The following is a 17,782-nucleotide window of genomic DNA, read 5'->3' as shown; positions in this document are numbered from 1 at the left end:
CACTCGTACGAGTGAGGGATAATGCGGCGGACAGCTACCGACCGCCGAAGAGACAGGCACCCGGGGACGCCCCGGGACCGCGCCTGGCATCGTGGGCCGAAAGCACTGCCGGGGTGCCGGTGCGCACAGTAACTTGAGAGCACCCAGACCGCGAACGATCCGTACCGCCGAGGGGTCTCGTGACCGACCACCCAAGTCTTGAGCCTGCCACAGAAGCCTGGAAGCACTCCATCGAGTCCATATCCGAACTGGTCACCCCGCTCGCCGAGGGCGAGTGGAACCGGGCGACCGAATGCCCCGGCTGGTCGGTACGCGACGTCGTCTCGCACATCATCGGCATCGAGTGCGAACTACTCGGCGACCCGCGGCCGATCCACACCCTGCCGAGCGACCTCTACCACGTGCAGTCCGACCTGAGCCGGCACATGGAGATTCAGGTCGACACCCGCCGGCACCACACGGGCCCGGAGATGACCTCCGAGCTGGAGTACACGATCATCCGCCGCTCCCGCCAACTCCGCGACGAGAAGCGCGCGCCGGACACGGAGGTGCGCAACGTCCTCCCCGGCAAGCCGGACGTCACCCTCGAACAGGCACTGCTCACCCGCGTCCTCGACGTCTGGGTCCACGAGCAGGACATCCGCCGCGCGTTGGGGAAGCCGGGCAACCTCGACTCGCCGGGCGCGCACCTCGCCAAGGACGAACTCGTGCGCGGCCTCCCCGTCGTCGTCGCCAAGCGTGCGGCGGCCCCTGCGGGCAGCGCGGTCGTCTTCGACGTCAGCGGGCCCGTCGAGTTCATGCAGACGGTGCGCGTCGACAAGGAGGGCCGCGCCACCGTCGACGGCAGCCCCTCGTTGGGCCCGCTCGTCACTTTCTCGCTCGACTGGGAGACGTACGTGCGCCTCGCGTGCGGCAGGGTGCGGCCCTCCGCCGTCGCCGAGCAGGTCAAGACGGAGGGCGACGCGGAGCTCGCCGGGGCGATCCTGGAAAACTTCTCCGTCACGCCGTGACGGCCCCGCCGCCGCACCGCCGACCGGTGGGCGGCGGGCCTCCGCGCCCCGGATCCCCAACGCGCCCCCTGCGCCCCGGCGTTCACGCCGGCACGTGCACCGCCTCGACCCGGCTCGCCGTCCGGCGCTCGTGCTCCCGGCGCAGCGTGCGCCGGCGGAGGCGGAGGATCTGCGAGACGCCGAACGCCTGGATGACGAAGACGCAGGAGAAGGCGATCCGGAAGTTGTCCCCCGTCAGGTCGAGGAGGACGCCGATGAGGAGCAGCGTCGTCATGGAGGCCGTGAAGCCGCCCATGTTGACGATGCCGGAGGCGGTGCCCTGCCGCTCCGGCGGGTTGGCCGGACGGGAGAAGTCGAAGCCGACCATGGAGGCGGGCCCGCAGGCGCCGAGCGGAAGGCAGAGGACGACGAGCACCCACAGCGGCGTCTGCCCCGGCCAGTAGACGGCCGTCCCCCAGAGCGCCGCCGTGACGCCGACGGTGCCGAAGACGAGCGGGAACCGCGCCGTGTGCCGCCGCGAGATCACCTGCCCGAAGACGAGCCCGACGCACATGTTGACGAGGACCACGAGCGTCAGCAGCATCCCCGCCGCCTCCCTCGAGAGCCCCTGCGCCTCGACGAGGAACGGCAGCCCCCACAGCAGCAGGAAGACCATCCCGGGGAACTGCGTGGTGAAGTGGACCCACATCCCGATCCGCGACCCCGGCTCCCGCCAGGTGTCCGCGATCTGCCGCGCGACGTAACGCCGGCCGCCGCGCGCCGACTTGGGGACCGGGGGCGGCTCGTGCCCGGGCGGGTGGTCCTTGAGGAAGAAGAGGACCAGGAGCAGGATCAGCACGCCCCCTGCCGCGCTCCCCGCGAACGTCGGCGTCCACCCGAACTGGTGCAGGACGCGCGCGAGGACGAGCGTCGTCACCAGGTTCCCCGCCATCCCGATGAGCGCCGCGATCTGCGAGACCACCGGGCCCCGCCGCGCGGGGAACCACCGGGCGCCGAGGCGCAGTACGCCGATGAAGGTCATCGCGTCGCCGCAGCCGAGCAGGGCGCGGCAGCCGAGCGCCATGGCGTACGAGTCGGAGAAGGCGAAGCCGAACTGGCCCAGCGTGAAGAGGACCACGCCGAGGGTGAGGATGCGCTTGGTGCCCCAGCGGTCGACGAGCAGGCCGACCGGTATCTGCATCCCCGCGTACACGAGGAGTTGGAGGATGGAGAAGGTGGAGAGCGCCGAAGCGTTGATGCCGAAGCGGTCGGCGGCGTCGATCCCGGCGACGCCGAGGCTGGTGCGGTAGGTGACGGCGACGAAGTAGACGGCGACGCCGATCCCCCACACGGCGACGGCCTTGGCGCCGCCGGGCGGCTCGCCCGGCAGGCGCCCGGGGAAGGCGCCCGCGCTCCCGGAGCTTCCCGCGCTCCCCGACTTGCCGCCGGCGCCGCCGGGGCCCGGGGGTGTGCCCGCGTCGCGCGGGCCCGAACTCCCGTCGTCGTCGGACGCGTTGGCGCCGTCCGGCGTGCCCATGCCCTGCGCCGCCCGCGACCCCTTGCTGACCTCGCTCATCAAGCTTCCCTCTTCCCGGCGCCGACGAGCTGCCGGACGCGGCTGATGTGCCGGTGTACCGCCTGCGCCGCGGCGTCCGCGTCGCCGTCCGTGAGCGCCTCGTAGATCTCCCGGTGCTCCGTGAGGTTCTTCGCTATCCGCTCGGGCTGCGCGTGCATCATGGCGACGCCCATGCGCAGTTGGCGGTCGCGGAGTTGGTCGTAGATGCGGACGAGGATGTCGTTGCCCGTGGTGCGGACGAGTTCGGCGTGGAAGCAGCGGTCGCTCACGGCGAAGGCGTGCAGGTCCCCCTCGTCCGCGCAGCGGCGCTGCTCGGCGAGGTGCGTCTCCAGGCGCTCGGCGAGGGTGCCGGAGAGCGGGATCGAGGCGTGCACGGCGTGCTGTTCCACGAGGAGGCGGGTCTCGACGACGTCGGCGACCTCCTGCGCGGAGACGGGCAGGACGAGCGCGCCCTTCTTCGGGTAGAGCTTGATCAGCCCCTCGGCCTCCAGCCGCAGCAGCCCCTCGCGCACGGGGGTGCGCGAGACGCCGATCTCCTCGGCGAGTTCGCCCTCGGTGAGGAGCACCCCGCCCTCGTAGCGCCGCTCCAGGACGGCCTGTTTGACGTGCGCGTAGACCCGCTCGGCCGCGGGTGGTTTCCGGAGGGTCGACGAAGGCATGCGCACATCATAGATACAACACGTATACCCGGGCTGCGCCGTCCGCGATGCGGACTTCCGGTGTCCGCGCGGGCGCCCGGACACACACGCGGGGCCCGCACGCGGTGCTTGGGTTCTAACGGTCCTCGCAACACCCGCGATCTGTGGGAGTTGCGAGGACCGTGGCCGTTGTGCGCGATGATCTTGCGGAGTTGAGGGAGCGTTTCCTGGCGCGGCTGGATGCCGTGGGGAACGTGACCGTGGTGGCACGTGAGCTGGGGGTGAACCGGAACACTGCCTTCAGCTGGGCCCGGAAGGCCGGACGGAATTCGGTGCGCCTGCCGCGCCGGCACCCCGGGCGTGACGAGTACGAGCGGCTTCGGGCCGACGGTGTCGCACGCCGGGTGGCGGCCCGACAGGTCGGTGTGAACGAGCGCACGGCCAGGGACTGGGACTGGGGCGTCAAGAAGACCGCCACTACGCGCACTTACGCCGACGGCCGCCGTGTCGACTACACCACGGGGACCGTCACGATGGGCGGTGTGACCACGCCACCGGTGGGCCTGACGGCCCTGGAGAAGCAGCTTCACCCGCGGTTCCTGACGCTCACCGAGCGCGAGAAGATCCGTGATCTTCGCGCTGCGGGTCAGTCACTGCGGGCGATCGGGCGGGCCCTGGGAAGGCCGGCGAGCACGATCAAGCGGGAGATCGACCAGAACTCCGACAGCGAGGGCTACCAGCCCTACGCCGCCCACCGCGCCGCGGCAGCGCGCAGACCCCGGCCCAAGGAGCGCAGGCTGCTGCGTGAGGGACGGCTGCGCCGCTTCGTGAAGGACAAACTTCGCCGGCGGTGGTCGCCAGAGCAGATCTGCCACGCTCTACGCAAGGAGCATCCCGACGACGAGAGTATGCGGGTGAGCGTGGAGACGGTCTACCAGGCGCTGTATTTCCAGGCCCGTGGCGGCCTGAAACGGGAAGTGCAGGCAGCCATCCGCTCTGGCCGGACCCGCCGCAAACCACGCCGGGACCCCCAGCGGCGCACCCCGCGGTTCCTCGACCCCATGGTGATGATCAGCGACCGTCCCGCCGGCATCGAGGACCGGGCCGTGCCCGGTCACTGGGAAGGCGATCTGATCGTCGGCGCGGGTGGCCGCTCCGCGATCGCCACCCTGGTCGAACGCTCCACCCGCTACACGATGCTGGTCCACCTGCCGGGCGGAGCCCACGACGCCGAGACCGTCCGCGACGGCCTGGTCGCCACCATCCAGACCCTGCCCGCCCACCTGCGTGGCTCCCTCACCAGGGACCAGGGCAGCGAGATGGCACGCCACAAGCAGTTCAGCACGGCCACCGACATGCCCGTCTACTTTTGCGACCCGGCCTCGCCCTGGCAGCGCGGCTCGAACGAGAACACCAACGGGCTGCTGCGGCAGTACTTTCCGAAAGGGACCGACCTGGGCGTCCACAGCCCCGAAGACCTCGAACACGTCGCCCAGGAACTCAACGGCCGCCCACGCAAGACGCTCGACTGGGATACCCCAGCCGAGCGTCTACGTGACCTACTCACCACCTAAAACCAAGTGGTGTTGCGACGACCCCTTGAACCCAAGACCGAGTGACCGGGCCCCGCGGGCGGTGGGTGCTCAGCTCCAGGTCATCAGACGCTTCGGACGCTCCAGTACGGCGGCCGTGTCGGCGAGCACCCGGGAGCCGAGTTCACCGTCGACGAGCCGGTGGTCGAAGGAGAGCGCGAGCGTGGTGACGTGGCGCGGCTTCACCTTGCCCTTGTGCACCCAGGGCTGTTCCTTGATCTGCCCGAAGGCGAGGATCGCGGACTCGCCGGGGTTGAGGATCGGCGTCCCCGTGTCCACGCCGAAGACGCCGACGTTGGTGATGGTCACCGTGCCGCCCTGCATCGCCTCGGGCGTCGTCCTGCCCTCGCGTGCCGTGGTGACCAACTCCGCGATGGCGCCGCCGAGTTCGGGGAGCGTCTTGGCGTGCGCGTCCTTGATGTTGGGGACGAGCAGCCCCCGCGGGGTGGCCGCGGCGATGCCGAGGTTGACGTAGTGCTTGCGGACGATCTCCTGCCGCTCCTCGTCCCAGCTCGCGTTGACCTCCGGGTGGCGGCGGATCGCGAGGAGGAACGCCTTGGCGACGAAGAGCAGCGGGTTGACGCGGACGCCCGCGAGGTCCGGGTCCTCCTTCAACTCCCGCACCAGCTTGACGGTACGGGTGACGTCGACGGTGACGAACTCCGTCACGTGCGGCGCGCTGAAGGCGCTGCCGACCATCGCCTGCGCCGTCGCCTTGCGCACGCCCCGTACCGGAACGCGGGTCTCCCGCTCGCTCGGCTGCGGCGGCAGCGCCGCCTCGGGCGCCGCGCTGCGCGGCTGTTCCGGTTCCGGTTGCGGCTCCGCCGCCGTGCGCCGGGTCTCGGCAGCGGCGTGCACGTCCTCGCGGGTGACGACGCCGTCGGGTCCGGTGGGGGCGACGGCGGCGAGGTCGACGCCGAGGTCCTTGGCGAGCTTGCGTACCGGGGGCTTCGCCAACGGGCGCTCGCCCGCCGCCTGTTGCTGCGGCGGGGCCGGCTGCGGTTCGGGGGCCGGGGGCTGGGGCTGCGGCTCGGCGGCGGGTGCCTGGCCGTTCGCCTGCGGCTTGCGCGGGCGGCGCGTCGTCGCCGACTGCGAGACGCCGTACCCGACGAGCACCGGCTGCCGCTCGCCGCCCTCCGCCTCGGGCTCGGGGGCCGGTTCGGCGGCGGGCTCGGCGGCGGGCTCGGGCCCGGCCGACGGGTCGGTGTCCACGGTGATGATCGGCGTGCCGACATCGACCGTGGCGCCCTCCTCGAACCGCACCTCCGCGACCTGTCCGTCGAACGGGATGGGGAGTTCGACCGCCGCCTTGGCGGTCTCCACCTCGCAGACGATCTGCCCGTCGGCGACGGTGTCGCCCGGCTGCACGTGCCAGCTGAGGATCTCCGCCTCGGTCAGCCCCTCACCCACGTCGGGCATCCTGAACTCGCGGATACGCGGGGAGGCTTCAGCAGCGGTCGAAGTAACGGTCATGATCGCGACTCTCCCGGTCCTCAGTACGCCAGCGCACGGTCGACGGCATCAAGCACCCGGTCGAGACCCGGCAGGTACTCGTCCTCCAACCGGGCGGGCGGATACGGCGCATGGAAGCCGCCGACCCGCAGCACGGGGGCCTCCAGATGGTAGAAGCACCGCTCGGTGAGGCGCGCGGCGACCTCGGCCCCCGAGCCGAGGAAGACCGGTGCCTCGTGCACCGTCACCAGCCGGCGGGTCTTCTCCACCGACCGCTGCACGGTGTCGAAGTCGATCGGCGAGATCGACCGCAGGTCCACCACCTCGAGGGAGTTGCCCTCCTCCTCGGCCGCGGCCGCCGCCTCCAGGCAGACCTTCACCATCGGCCCGTACGCCGCGAGCGTGAGCGCCGTGCCCTCCTTCGCGACCTTCGCCTGGTGCAGGGGCCCCGGGATGGCGGCCGGGTCGACCTCGCCCTTCTCCCAGTACCGCCGCTTCGGCTCGAAGAAGATCACCGGGTCGTCGCACTCGATCGCCTGGCGCAGCATCCAGTACGCGTCGGCCGAGTTGGAGGGCGACACGCACTTCAACCCGGCGACGTGCGCGAAGAGCGCCTCGGGCGACTCGCTGTGGTGCTCGACGGCGCCGATGCCGCCCGCGTACGGGATCCGGATGACGACGGGGACCTTGACCTTGCCGAGCGCCCTCGCGTGCATCTTCGCGAGCTGCGTCACGATCTGGTCGTACGCGGGGAAGACGAAGCCGTCGAACTGGATCTCCACGACGGGGCGGTAGCCGCGCAGCGCCATACCGATCGCCGTCCCGACGATGCCGGACTCGGCGAGCGGGGTGTCGATCACCCGCTCCTCGCCGAAGTCCTTCTGCAACCCGTCGGTGACCCGGAAGACGCCGCCGAGCTTGCCGACGTCCTCGCCCATCACGAGGACCTTCGGGTCGGCCTCCATCGCGGCACGGAGCGACTCGTTGATCGCTTTCGCGATCGGCAGCTTGCGCGCCGCCGGTGCGGTGGTGGCAGCCATCAGTGGCCTCCCTGCGTGGACCCGGCGGCCGGTGCGTCGGCGAACGAGGAGAGATAGCGCGCGAACTGGGCGCGCTCCTCGTCGACGAGGGCGTGCCCGTCGGCGTAGACGTTCTCGAAGATGGCCATGGTGTCCGGGTCGGGCATGGTGCGGATCGCCTCGCGCACGTGCTTGCCCATCGCCTCGCTCTCCTCCTCGACGGCGGCGAAGTACGCCTCGTCGGCGCGGCCTTCGCGCTCCAGGTAGCCGCGGAGGCGCGCGATCGGGTCCTTCGCCTCCCAGGAGGCGTGCTCCTCGTCCGTGCGGTAGCGCGTGGGGTCGTCCGAGGTGGTGTGCGCGCCCATGCGGTAGGTGAAGGCCTCGATCAGCATGGGCCCTTCGCCCGTGCGCGCCCGCTCGACCGCCGCCTTGGTGACGGCGAGGCAGGCGAGGACGTCGTTGCCGTCGACGCGGACGCCGGGGAAGCCGAAGCCGTCGGCCCTGCGGTAGATCGGCACCCGCGTCTGCCGGTCGGTCGGTTCCGAGATCGCCCACTGGTTGTTCTGGCAGAAGAAGACGACCGGCGCGTTGTAGACGGAGGCGAAGGTGAACGCCTCCGCGACGTCGCCCTGGCTGGAGGCGCCGTCGCCGAAGTACGCGACCACGGCCGAGTCCGCGCCGTCCTTGGCGACGCCCATGGCGTAGCCCGTCGCATGGAGCACCTGGGAACCGATGACGATCGTGTACAGGTGGAAGTTGTTGGTGTTCGGGTCCCAACCGCCGTTGTTGACGCCGCGGAACATGCCGAGGAGGAGCGTCGGGTCGACGTCTCGGCACCAGGCGACGCCGTGCTCGCGGTAGGTGGGGAAGACGTAGTCGTCCGTGCGGAGCGCGCGCCCCGAGCCGATCTGCGCGGCCTCCTGGCCGAGGAGCGAGGCCCAGAGGCCGAGTTCGCCCTGCCGCTGGAGCGACGTGGCCTCGGCGTCGAAGCGGCGGGTGAGGACCATGTCGCGGTAGAGGCCGCGGAGTTCCTCGTCGCTGAGGTCGACGTCGTACGAAGGGTGGTGGACGCGCTCGCCCTCGGGGGTGAGCAACTGGACGAAGTCGTCGCCGCCCGGCTGCGCCGCCGAACCCTTCGCCTGCTTCCCCGACTTCGCGGGGGCCTTCTTGGCCGCGGGCTTCTTCTTGGCTGCGCCCTGCTTGTTGCCTGCGCCCTGCGCTGCGCGTCCCTTGCCGCCTCCCGGCGAAGCGCTGCGGGACGTGCTCGGCTCGCCGGAAGCGGCGGCGCGCTTGCCTCCGGTTCCGCTGCGGCGCGCCTCTTCGCGCGCGGCAGTGCTCTCCACGGTCACGTGTGCTCCTCTTCCTGTCCGGCCTCCGGGGTCACCGGACGCCTTGGGCTCCCCCGCCCGGTGGCGGGGGGAGGCTCGCCCGTTCCCGCGCGGCGCACGGGGGTGGGGTGCGCGCAGACGGATTCGAGCGGTGACTGCTGTCCCGGTCGCGGCCCGTCGCCCCGGCTCCGGTCGGTGCACGCCCCAGCCATGGCAATGACTCCATAGAGGCATGACACCTGACTGACCTGCAACTTTGCTCGGATATCCAACTATTCGCCGGAACCCGGCTCGGTCGCCGCAGAGCAGGGACTTCACTGGTCACGGCCTCGCAAGCCGCGGACACTCGCACGTTAACCCGGGCCGCCGAACGACGGAAGGGTGAGGAGCGGATCAGTATGTGAGACTGACTCCGTGCCCGAAACAGGACAAATCAGGGTGTTCCTTCTTGACGATCATGAAGTGGTCCGCCGCGGCCTCCACGACATGCTCGTCGTGGAAGAGGACCTGGAGGTCGTGGGCGAGGCGGGCACGGCGGCCGAGGCGCTCGCGCGCATCCCGGCCGTGCGCCCCGACGTCGCCGTCCTCGACGTCCGCCTCCCGGACGGCAACGGCGTCGAGGTCTGCCGCGAGGTCCGCTCGCGGGACGCGCACGTCCGCTGCCTCATGCTCACCTCGTACTCCGACGACGAGGCGCTCTTCGACTCGATCATGGCCGGCGCCTCCGGGTACGTCCTCAAGGAGATCCGCGGCACCGAACTCCTCACCGCCGTCCGCGACGTGGCGGCCGGCCGCTCCCTCCTCGACCCGGAGGCGACCCACCGCGTCCTGAGGCGGCTGCGCGACGGCGGTCGGCCCGCGGCCGGAGACGCCCGGCCGGAGCCGCTCACCGAGCAGGAGCAGCGCATCCTCGACCTGATCGGCGAGGGGCTCACCAACCGGGCCATCGGCGAGCGGCTCCACCTCGCCGAGAAGACGATCAAGAACTACGTCTCGGGGCTCCTCGCCAAGCTCGGCATGGAGCGCCGCTCCCAAGCCGCCGCCTGGGTCGCCCGGAGGCGCGCCGAGCGGGAGCGGTGAGCCGACTACACGCCCTCCGGCGGGAGTCGGCCCGCACCGCTCCCGCAGAACGCGGCCCCGACCTCCTCGTACCGGCTCGTCCACCAGACGACGAGCGCGGAAGCGGCGGGGAACTGCGGGTCGGCGCGCGGGTCGTGGAGCTCGTACCGCCAGCGGAGCATCCAGAAGTCGTTGAGCCGCTCCCACCACACCCGGTGCACCGCAGCGGCGAGCCCCCGCGCTGAGGCGCCGGACGCACGCCGGTACCCGTCCGCGTACGCGCGGACGCGGGGCAGGTCGAGGGTGCCGTCGGCGCGCAGGAAGAAGAGCAGCGCGCCGCGTACGGCTTCGTCGGCCGGGGGTTCGAGGCCGATCCGGTCCCAGTCGAGGATCGCCAGCGGGCCCGGCTCCTCGGTGCGCTGTGCGCCCGCGTACGCCCTCCTCGCGCGGACGGGGAGCGGTGAACTCTCCGGCGGGTAGAGGAGGTTGAGCGGGTGGAAGTCGCCGTGCACCCAGCCCGCCTCGGCGGCGGCGTCCGCGGGACGGCAGGCCGCGTAGCGGCGCAGCAGGCGGCGGCGCTCCCGCAGGCGGTGCTCGGCGAGCTCGTCGAAGCTGTCGCGCGGCGAGCTGCGCCGGGCGCGCGCGAGCAGCTCCGCGATGCGCGCCTCCGTCTCCTCGGGGTCCGCCGGCGCCGCGGGCGCGGGTGTGCCGGGGACGCGGGCGCGGCGGCCCACGCCCCTTGCCCCCGCGCCGGTCGCCGGTTCTGGGAGCACCTCGGCGAGGCAGAGGTGGACCTGCCCGAGGAGGGCGCCGAGGCGGCGGCACTGCGCGGGCGAGAGGTCGGTGCCGAAGCGGTGGCGGCCTTCGAGCCACGGGTGGAGCGCGTAGCAGTGGTCGCCGAGCGCGAGGACGGTGCGGCCCTCGGCGTCGGCGCAGACCGGGACGACGGGCAGGCCGAGCGCGCCGAGCCGCGCCGCCGCGCGGTGGCGTTCCTCGATCGAGCCCGCGCGCTCCGCGACCGCGGTGCTGCGTGCGCGCGGGGGGCCGCCCGCGGCGAGGTGCTGCTTGAGGAAGTAGCGGCCGCCCGTGGTCTCCACGCGGTAGCCGCGGTTGAGGAGTCCGTGCGTCACGCGCTCGCAGTCGAGCGGCTCCCCCGCGCCGTACCGCCGCAGCAGTTCGGTGACGGTGTGCGGGGCGAGTTCGGGCTCAGTGGTCGGCACGCGCCGCATCGTAGGTCACACACGTCACACACGAGGCAACTCAGGGGCGCACAGACGGCGACCTGCGCCCCCGGAGGGAGCGACGCACACGCGACGGAGCCGGCCCTGCGGGAAGGACCGGCTCCGGTTGCTGTCAAGCGGCTTGCGCCCGCGGTCAGTTGCCGCCCTGCTGCTCGCCCCCCTCGGGGTTCTCCTCGCCGCCGCTCTCGTCGCCGCCGTCGGTCGGCGGCGGGTCGTCGGTCTCGGGCGGCGGGTTGCCGCCGTCGCCGCCGCCGTCGTTGCCGCCCCCGTTGCCGCTGCTGCTCCCGGGGTCCGTCGTGGGCTCCGACGGCTCCTCGGTCGGCTGGGTGGGCTGCTCCGACGGCCAGGTCTCGGTGGGGGTGTCGGGCGGGACCCAGGTGTCGTCCGGCGGGGGCTGCTCCTCCTCCGTCTCCGTGGGGGTCGGAGTCGGCTCCCCGCTGGTCTCCTTGTCCTTCGGCTCGGAGCTCGAAGGGGTCGGCTTCGGGTCCTTGGAGTCGTCGTCGCCGCTGGGCGGGAAGGCGAAGAAGAGCACGCCCGCGACGGCGATCACGGCGACGAACGCGAAGAGCGCGTACTTGACGCCGGAGCCGCGGCCCTTGCCGCCGGGGCGTGCGCCGCCCTCGAAGCCGCCGTCGTCGCGGTCGGGGCGATCGAGGAGGGGGGCGCCCATCTGCGAGGTCTCGCCCTGCGCCGGGTGCGGCGCGGGGACGCCCATCGGCGGGGTCCCCGCGCTGTCGCCCGCGGGGCCCGTGTTCCAGACGCCGCCGGTGTGGCTGCCGTGCTCGTGGAGCATCTGGAGCGCGTACTGGGTGAGGGCGCGCATCTCCTCGGCCGTCTGGAACCGGTCGTCCGGCTCCTTGGCGAGGGCGCGCATCACCAGGCCGTCCAGCTCGGGCGGCACGGCGTCCGAGACCTCGGAGGGGAGCTGCGGGTCGTCCTGGACGTGCTGGTAGACGACGGAGAGCGGCGTCTCGCCTGTGAACGGCGGGCGCATGGTGAGGAGTTCGTAGAGGAGGCAGCCGGTGGCGTAGAGGTCGGAGCGGGTGTCGACCGTCTTGCCGAGCGCCTGCTCGGGGGAGAGGTACTGCGGGGTGCCCATCACCATGCCCGTCTGGGTCATGGTGCTGGAGGCGCCGTGCAGGGCCCGGGCGATGCCGAAGTCCATCACCTTCACGGCGCCCTGCTGCGTGATGATCACGTTCGCCGGCTTGATGTCCCGGTGGACGATGCCGTGCTGGTGGCTGTAGGCGAGCGCTTCCAGCACCCCGGAGACGATGATCAGCGCCTGGTCCGCCGGCGGCGCCTCGGCGCTCAGCAGCAGGTCGCGGATGGTGCTGCCCTCGACGAGCTCCATCACGATGTACGGCGTGACGTTGCCGCCGATCGTCTCCTCGCCCGAGTCGTAGACGGCGACGACGGCGTGGTGGTTGAGCCCGGCGACGGACTGCGCCTCGCGCGTGAACCGCGCCTTGGAGACCGGGTCTTCCGCGAGGTCGGAGCGGAGCAGCTTCACCGCGACCGTGCGTCCCAGGCGCAGGTCCTCGGCACCGAACACCTCGGCCATGCCGCCGCGCCCGAGCCGGCGGACCAGCCGGTAGCGGCCGTCCCCGACGAGGCCGTTGTTGCCCCAGAGCTCAGGCGAATCGGGCATGGAGCCGCCCGTCGCGCCGGAGTCCCCGGGGGGCCCGGCGCCCTGCGTCTGTGCCATCAGTCCTCGCCGTCGCTATCGGGTCAGCGGGGGCGGTACGCCGGGCGCCTCGCCTGCTCCGCTGCTGGTGCCGCCGCTGTCCTCAGCGCTCTCGTCTGCACTCCCCGCGACTACGGAGGTTACAGCCAAGCGGGGGGTGTGCGGACAGGGACGGAGCAGCCATCAAATCGGCTGCGGCACCCGGCTGGCAAGTTCGCTGACGAGGGGGCTACGGGGGTACACCGCCCCTTCTACGCCCAGTGACGAAGGCCCCGTCACAGGCTGCGCATCCGGTTACGGAACGGGCAACGAACTTGACGTAGCGATGCCCTGGGGCAGACTTGGGCGCGTATCACGGTTACCGGATCACTCGGGCGTCCCCGGACACCCGACAGATACCTGCGCGGGGGCAGCGCCGCCGAGGGGGAAGCAGTCACATGAGCGACGACGGCGGACAGGGGGCCGGCCAGTACCTCGGCCGCAGCGTGGGCGGGGGGAGGTTCACCCTCCAGTCGCTGCTCGGCGCCGGCGGCATGGCCTCCGTCTACCTCGCGCACGACTCGGTCCTCGACCGCCAGGTGGCGGTGAAGACCCTCCACACGGAGCTCGGCAGGGAGCAGTCGTTCCGCGAGCGGTTCCGGCGGGAGGCGCAGTCCGTCGCACGGCTCACCCACGCCAACATCGTCTCCGTCTTCGACTCGGGCGAGGACGAGATCGACGGCGCGATGGTCCCGTACATCGTCATGGAGTACGTCGAGGGCAAGCCCCTGCGCACGGTGCTCGACGAGGACATCGGGCAGCACGGCGCGATGCCGGCCGACAAGGCGCTGAAGATCACCGGCGACGTCCTCTCCGCGCTGGAGGTCAGCCACGAGATGGGCCTCGTCCACCGGGACATCAAGCCGGGGAACGTGATGATCACCCGGCGCGGTGTGGTCAAGGTCATGGACTTCGGTATCGCCCGTGCGATGCAGTCGGGCGTCACGTCGATGACGCAGACGGGCATGGTCGTCGGCACCCCGCAGTACCTCTCGCCCGAGCAGGCGCTCGGGCGCGGGGTGGACGCGCGCTCCGACCTCTACTCGGTCGGCATCATGCTCTTCGAACTGCTCACGGGCCGCCTCCCGTTCGACGCCGACTCGCCGCTGGCGATCGCGTACGCGCACGTCCAGGAGGAGCCGGTGGCGCCCTCCTCGATCAACCAGACGGTTCCGCCGGCGGCCGACGCGCTCGTCGCGCGCACTCTGCGGAAGAACCCCAACGAGCGCTTCCCGTCCGCCGAGTCGATGCACGAGGAGTGCGCGAGGGTCGGCGCGGGCACGGCAGGCGGCGCGGCCCCGCTCATCATCAGCGCGGGTCCGCCGGCCAACAGCGGCGCGGGCGTCGGGCAGTCCGTCTTCCCGCCGGTGAACGACGCGGGCACCCCGCCGCCACCGCAGCAGTTCGGCACCCCGCCCGGCTTCGGCCCGGCCGAGATGCAGCAGCCCGGGTACCCGTCCCCTCCGTACGGGCAGCCCGGTGCCGGCACCCCGCCGCCGTACGCGATGCACCCGCCGGGGCCGCCGCCGAAGAAGAAGCGCACCGGGCTCATCGTGGGCGCGACGGTGGGTGTGGTGGCGCTCATGGTCAGCGGCCTCGTCCTCGGCCTCCTCGACGGCACCGACGACGTGGGAGAACGGCCCGCGCCGCCGGCGAAGCCCGCAGAGCCGGGCGGCGGCTCGACCGACTCGGGCGGCGGCGCCTCGAAGGACTCGGACGACTCGGGCGACGCCGAACCGGCCGACCCCGACGAGCGGTTCAAGGGCCCGGACAAGTCGCGCACCATCGACGCGACCAAGTGCACGGACGCCACCGACAGCTACAGCGACAAGAACAAGGTCCTCATCCCCGACCTGACGATGAAGGACCTCTCCTCGGTCAAGTCCTGCCTCCGCAAGGCCGGTTGGAAGCTCGGCGAGGTCAGCACCGAGGACGAGAACGTCTGGGGCAAGGACACGGTCCTGGAGCAGAGCCCCGACCAGATCGAGGAGTTCGACCCCTCGAAGGACCGCATCGACCTCACCGTCTCCACGGGACGTCCGGGCTGACGGGCCCGCGCCCGTCAACACCGGCGGGTGTGCGTCCGGCGGGGCCCGTGGTGGATACTGCCACCGAATGATCGGTCGGCCCGAACCCCGAGCCGAGCGACCCGCCCCGCGTGCGCTCCCGGCGTGCGCGCCCCGGAGGTGCCGAACGCGTATGAGTGAAGCCGAGCCCGCCCCAGCGCGGCGCGACACGTACACGGCGGACTCCCTCCTCACCGTCGCGGCCCGCGTCTTCAACGAACGCGGTTACGACGGCACTTCGATGGAGCACCTCGCCAAGGCGGCCGGCATCTCCAAGTCGTCGATCTACCACCACGTCCCCGGCAAGGAGGACCTGCTGCGGCGGGCGATAAGCCGCGCCCTCGACGGGATCTTCGGCGTCCTCGAGGAGCCGGAGGCACGCGAGGGCCGCGCGATCGACCGGCTGGAGCACGTCACGAGGCGCACCGTCGAGGTACTCACCGTCGAACTTCCCTACGTCACGCTGCTGTTGCGTGTCCGGGGCAACACGGACACCGAGCGCTGGGCGATGTCCCGCCGCCGCGACTTCGACCAGCGCCTGGCCGACCTCCTCAAGGAGGCGGCGAACGAGGGCGACCTGCGCACCGACGTGGAGCCGAGGCTCGCGACCCGCCTCCTCTTCGGCATGATCAACTCGATCGTCGAGTGGTACCGCCCCGAACGCGGCGCGGGCGAGGGCGCGGAGGCGACGAGCGACGAGATCGCCGACGCGGTGGTGCGCACCGCGTTCGCCGGCCTGCGCACCACCTGACCGCGCCCTTCACAGCCCCGACTCCAGCTCGCTCTCCTCGAAGACCAGCAGCGTCCGCGTGCTCAACACCTCGGGTATCGCCTGGATACGGGTGAGGACGAGGTCCCGCAGCGCACGGTTGTCCTGTGCGTGCACGAGGAGCAGAACGTCGCAGTCCCCGCCGACGAGCGCCATGTGCGCGGCGCCCGGCAGCTCCCGCAGCCGCTCCCGTACGCTGCGCCAGGAGTCCTGGACGATCCGCAGCGTGATGTAGGCGGACGCCGCCTGCCCCGCCCGCTCGTTGTCGATCCGGGCGCCGAAGCCGCGGATCACGCCGTCCGCGATGAGGCGGTTGATCCGCGCGTAGGCATTGGCCCGGGAGACGTGGACCCTCTCGGCTACGGAGCGTATCGAGGCCCTTCCGTCGGCGCGGAGGAGCCGGAGGATGTCGCGGTCGACGGCGTCGAGTGCTCTGGGCGCCGGCCGTTGATCGACATCGGGATGACCCTCCGCCTTGCCCCTGGCCATCTGTTCATCCCTCATGCCCCCTGTCCTCCCCTGTATGGACGCTCTGCCCTCATCAGACGTCTCCGACTGCCGCTTGTCCACATGCGGGTGCGAGCCATGGCCAAACTGCGCCGTCGATCGAACAATCGGTACGGAGAACGTCCCGCCCGCGACCGGACGGGAACCGCTCCGCCTCCACTGCACCTGCCCCGCCGTCCCGCATCAATCCACCCGGCAGCCGCCCCGGCGCGAAACCCCGCCCCACCGACGGCCCCGCCCTTTCGTCACGCACCGCGTTCGCGGCGCTCCGACGCCCGTCCAACTCCCGCAGACCCACCCGCCGTTCCCGGGCCGCGGCCCGGCCCGGGGAGCAACCCGGAGGAGGAGGTGCCATGACGGTCCTCGACCGCTCAGGCGCACAGCAATCGAGTCCGCACCCGGCCCCGCCTCCCGCATGGCGCCCCGCGGGCGACGCCGCCTCGCTGCTCCCGCAGGACACCCCCTACCGCGTCCTCGGCAGCGAACCGCTCCCCGCACCCCCCGCCCTCCTCGGCGACGCGGCACCCCCCGACGACGCCGAACTCCTCGCGCTCCACGGGCACCTCGCCAAGGGCCGCCGCTACAACGAGCAGGCGACGGCGCTCACGAAGCAGGGCAGCCTCGCCGTCTACCCCTCCTCGACGGGCCAGGAGGCGTGCCAGGTCGCGGCGGCCCTCGCGCTCGCCGAGGACGACTGGCTCTTCCCCAGCTACCGCGACTCGCTCGCCGCCGTCGCGCGCGGCGTCGACCCCGTCGAGGTACTCTCCCTCCTCCGCGGCGACTGGCACAGCGGCTACGACTCGCGCGCCACCCGCGTCGCACCGCTCTCGACACCGCTCGCCACCCAACTCCCGCACGCCGTCGGCCTCGCGCACGCCGCGCGCCTCGCCGGTGACGAGCTCGCCGTGCTCGCGCTCGTCGGGGACGGCGGCACCAGCGAGGGCGACTTCCACGAGGCGCTCAACTTCGCCGCCGTCTGGCAGGCGCCCGTCGTCTTCCTCGTCCAGAACAACGGCTTCGCCATCTCGGTCCCGCTCGCCAAGCAGACGGCGGCACCGAGCCTCGCGCACAAGGGCGTCGGCTACGGCCTCCCGGGCGTCCTCGTCGACGGCAACGACGCGGCGGCGGTGCGGCGGGTCCTCTCCGCGGCGCTCGACCGGGCCCGCTCGGGCGGCGGCCCCGTCCTCGTCGAGGCGCTCACCTACCGCCTGGAAGCCCACACCAACGCCGACGACGCCACCCGCTACCGCGCGGACGACGAGGTCGCCGCCTGGCGTGCGCACGACCCGATCGCCCTCGTGGAGCGCGAGTTGACGGCGCGCGGCCTGCTCACCGAGGCGCACGCGGCACAGGTCAGCGCCGCCGCCGAGGAGTTCGCGAGCGACCTGCGCGGCAGGATGCGCACCGAACCGTCCCTCGACCCGGCCGACCTCTTCGCGCACGTCTACGCCCGCCCCACCCAGCAACTCGAGCAGCAGCAGGCGCAGTTGCAGGAGGAGCTCGCCGCGGCCGCCGAGGGAGGGCCCCGATGACCGCGACGCTCCCGCAGCAGACCGCACCGCCCACCCCGCTCGGCCGCGCCCTCAACCGCGCCCTGCGCGACGCGCTCGCCGAGGACCCGGCCGTCCACGTGCTCGGCGAGGACGTCGGCACCCTCGGCGGCGTCTTCCGCATCACCGACGGGCTCGCCGCCGAGTTCGGCGACGAGCGGTGCACCGACACCCCGCTCGCCGAGGCCGGCATCCTCGGCGCCGCCATCGGGATGGCGATGTACGGGCTGCGCCCCGTCGTCGAGATGCAGTTCGACGCGTTCGCCTACC

13 protein-coding genes and 2 pseudogenes are annotated in these 17,782 nt (G+C 72.3%); 7 read left to right on the top strand and 8 right to left on the bottom strand.

Annotated elements, in window-relative coordinates; translation table 11 throughout:
- Window positions 1-179 precede the first annotated feature (179 nt).
- On the top strand, window positions 180-1,010 hold the full coding sequence (locus UWG_RS0105810) for a maleylpyruvate isomerase family mycothiol-dependent enzyme (protein ID WP_016906260.1): 831 nt from the start codon (window positions 180-182) through the stop codon (window positions 1,008-1,010).
- An 82-nt stretch (window positions 1,011-1,092) separates the two neighbouring features.
- On the opposite strand, the gene UWG_RS0105805 is transcribed toward UWG_RS0105810, so the two are convergent.
- Both UWG_RS0105805 and UWG_RS0105800 read right to left on the bottom strand, forming a co-directional pair.
- Entirely contained in the window at window positions 1,093-2,565 is a 1,473-nt protein-coding gene (locus tag UWG_RS0105805) for an MFS transporter (RefSeq protein ID WP_016906259.1), read from the bottom strand.
- The gene (locus tag UWG_RS0105800; protein WP_016906258.1) at window positions 2,565-3,224 is read right to left on the bottom strand and encodes a GntR family transcriptional regulator; all 660 of its coding nucleotides are present in this window, start codon (window positions 3,222-3,224) and stop codon (window positions 2,565-2,567) included. Before UWG_RS0105800 ends, UWG_RS0105805 begins: the two co-directional genes overlap by 1 nt.
- A 317-nt stretch (window positions 3,225-3,541) precedes the next feature.
- Here UWG_RS0105800 and UWG_RS0105795 point away from each other — a divergent pair.
- Window positions 3,542-4,774, top strand: a pseudogene (locus UWG_RS0105795) (IS30 family transposase); the annotation flags it as partial.
- 72 nt (window positions 4,775-4,846) lie between these two features.
- Here UWG_RS0105795 and UWG_RS0105790 read toward each other — a convergent pair.
- The 3 genes from UWG_RS0105790 to pdhA are packed head-to-tail and all read right to left on the bottom strand — an operon-like array spanning window position 4,847 to window position 8,615.
- Window positions 4,847-6,268, bottom strand: a complete 1,422-nt coding sequence (locus tag UWG_RS0105790) for a dihydrolipoamide acetyltransferase family protein (RefSeq protein WP_029391200.1) — start codon at window positions 6,266-6,268, stop codon at window positions 4,847-4,849.
- Between the two features lie 20 nt (window positions 6,269-6,288).
- Window positions 6,289-7,287: an alpha-ketoacid dehydrogenase subunit beta gene (locus tag UWG_RS0105785; RefSeq protein WP_016906255.1), complete on the bottom strand. Its 999-nt coding sequence runs from the start codon at window positions 7,285-7,287 to the stop codon at window positions 6,289-6,291.
- Window positions 7,287-8,615, bottom strand: a complete 1,329-nt coding sequence (gene pdhA / locus UWG_RS0105780) for a pyruvate dehydrogenase (acetyl-transferring) E1 component subunit alpha (RefSeq protein WP_016906254.1) — start codon at window positions 8,613-8,615, stop codon at window positions 7,287-7,289. Before pdhA ends, UWG_RS0105785 begins: the two co-directional genes overlap by 1 nt.
- A 393-nt stretch (window positions 8,616-9,008) precedes the next feature.
- On the opposite strand from pdhA, the gene UWG_RS0105775 reads away from it, so the two are divergent.
- Window positions 9,009-9,674, top strand: a complete 666-nt coding sequence (locus tag UWG_RS0105775; protein WP_029391199.1) for a response regulator — start codon at window positions 9,009-9,011, stop codon at window positions 9,672-9,674.
- 5 nt (window positions 9,675-9,679) lie between these two features.
- Here UWG_RS0105775 and UWG_RS0105770 read toward each other — a convergent pair whose 3' ends face one another.
- Both UWG_RS0105770 and UWG_RS0105765 read right to left on the bottom strand, forming a co-directional pair.
- Window positions 9,680-10,882 carry a phosphotransferase gene (locus UWG_RS0105770; protein ID WP_016906252.1) on the bottom strand — a complete coding sequence of 401 codons (1,203 nt, stop codon included), beginning with the start codon at window positions 10,880-10,882 and terminating at the stop codon, window positions 9,680-9,682.
- Window positions 10,883-11,027: 145 nt separating this feature from the next.
- Complete coding sequence (locus UWG_RS0105765; protein ID WP_016906251.1) at window positions 11,028-12,602, bottom strand: protein kinase domain-containing protein; 1,575 nt, start codon at window positions 12,600-12,602, stop codon at window positions 11,028-11,030.
- 416 nt (window positions 12,603-13,018) lie between these two features.
- Here UWG_RS0105765 and UWG_RS0105760 point away from each other — a divergent pair, with 416 nt between their 5' ends.
- Both UWG_RS0105760 and UWG_RS0105755 read left to right on the top strand, forming a co-directional pair.
- Window positions 13,019-14,668, top strand: a complete 1,650-nt coding sequence (locus tag UWG_RS0105760) for a protein kinase domain-containing protein (protein WP_016906250.1) — start codon at window positions 13,019-13,021, stop codon at window positions 14,666-14,668.
- Between the two features lie 151 nt (window positions 14,669-14,819).
- The gene (locus UWG_RS0105755) at window positions 14,820-15,437 is read left to right on the top strand and encodes a TetR/AcrR family transcriptional regulator (protein ID WP_016906249.1); all 618 of its coding nucleotides are present in this window, start codon (window positions 14,820-14,822) and stop codon (window positions 15,435-15,437) included.
- A gap of 9 nt (window positions 15,438-15,446) precedes the next feature.
- On the opposite strand, the gene UWG_RS0105750 is transcribed toward UWG_RS0105755, so the two are convergent.
- Window positions 15,447-15,959, bottom strand: coding sequence for an Lrp/AsnC family transcriptional regulator (locus tag UWG_RS0105750; RefSeq protein WP_420235613.1), 513 nt, complete (start codon window positions 15,957-15,959; stop codon window positions 15,447-15,449).
- Window positions 15,960-16,315: 356 nt separating this feature from the next.
- Between UWG_RS0105750 and UWG_RS0105745 the strand changes: the two genes are divergently transcribed.
- Window positions 16,316-17,494, top strand: a complete 1,179-nt coding sequence (locus tag UWG_RS0105745) for a thiamine pyrophosphate-dependent enzyme (protein WP_016906247.1) — start codon at window positions 16,316-16,318, stop codon at window positions 17,492-17,494.
- Window positions 17,491-17,782: pseudogene (locus tag UWG_RS29525) on the top strand (alpha-ketoacid dehydrogenase subunit beta); the annotation flags it as partial. The gene UWG_RS0105745 and the pseudogene UWG_RS29525, both read left to right, overlap by 4 nt.

It is taken from the genome of Streptomyces xiaopingdaonensis, from assembly GCF_000262345.1.
Lineage (GTDB): Bacteria > Actinomycetota > Actinomycetes > Streptomycetales > Streptomycetaceae > Streptomyces > Streptomyces xiaopingdaonensis.
The sequence above is the reverse complement of the archived record's forward strand: the minus strand, read 5'-3'. Positions and strand labels throughout refer to the sequence as shown.

Coding starts and splice junctions, on each gene's coding strand:
- UWG_RS0105770 (WP_016906252.1), bottom strand. CDS start 10,882: ATGCGGCGCGTGCCGACCACTGAGCCCGAACTCGCCCCGCACACCGTC.
- UWG_RS0105745 (WP_016906247.1), top strand. CDS start 16,316: ATGACGGTCCTCGACCGCTCAGGCGCACAGCAATCGAGTCCGCACCCG.
- UWG_RS0105800 (WP_016906258.1), bottom strand. CDS start 3,224: ATGCCTTCGTCGACCCTCCGGAAACCACCCGCGGCCGAGCGGGTCTAC.
- UWG_RS0105755 (WP_016906249.1), top strand. CDS start 14,820: ATGAGTGAAGCCGAGCCCGCCCCAGCGCGGCGCGACACGTACACGGCG.
- UWG_RS0105760 (WP_016906250.1), top strand. CDS start 13,019: ATGAGCGACGACGGCGGACAGGGGGCCGGCCAGTACCTCGGCCGCAGC.
- UWG_RS0105785 (WP_016906255.1), bottom strand. CDS start 7,287: ATGGCTGCCACCACCGCACCGGCGGCGCGCAAGCTGCCGATCGCGAAA.
- UWG_RS0105765 (WP_016906251.1), bottom strand. CDS start 12,602: ATGGCACAGACGCAGGGCGCCGGGCCCCCCGGGGACTCCGGCGCGACG.
- UWG_RS0105790 (WP_029391200.1), bottom strand. CDS start 6,268: ATGACCGTTACTTCGACCGCTGCTGAAGCCTCCCCGCGTATCCGCGAG.
- UWG_RS0105805 (WP_016906259.1), bottom strand. CDS start 2,565: ATGAGCGAGGTCAGCAAGGGGTCGCGGGCGGCGCAGGGCATGGGCACG.
- UWG_RS0105750 (WP_420235613.1), bottom strand. CDS start 15,959: ATGAGGGATGAACAGATGGCCAGGGGCAAGGCGGAGGGTCATCCCGAT.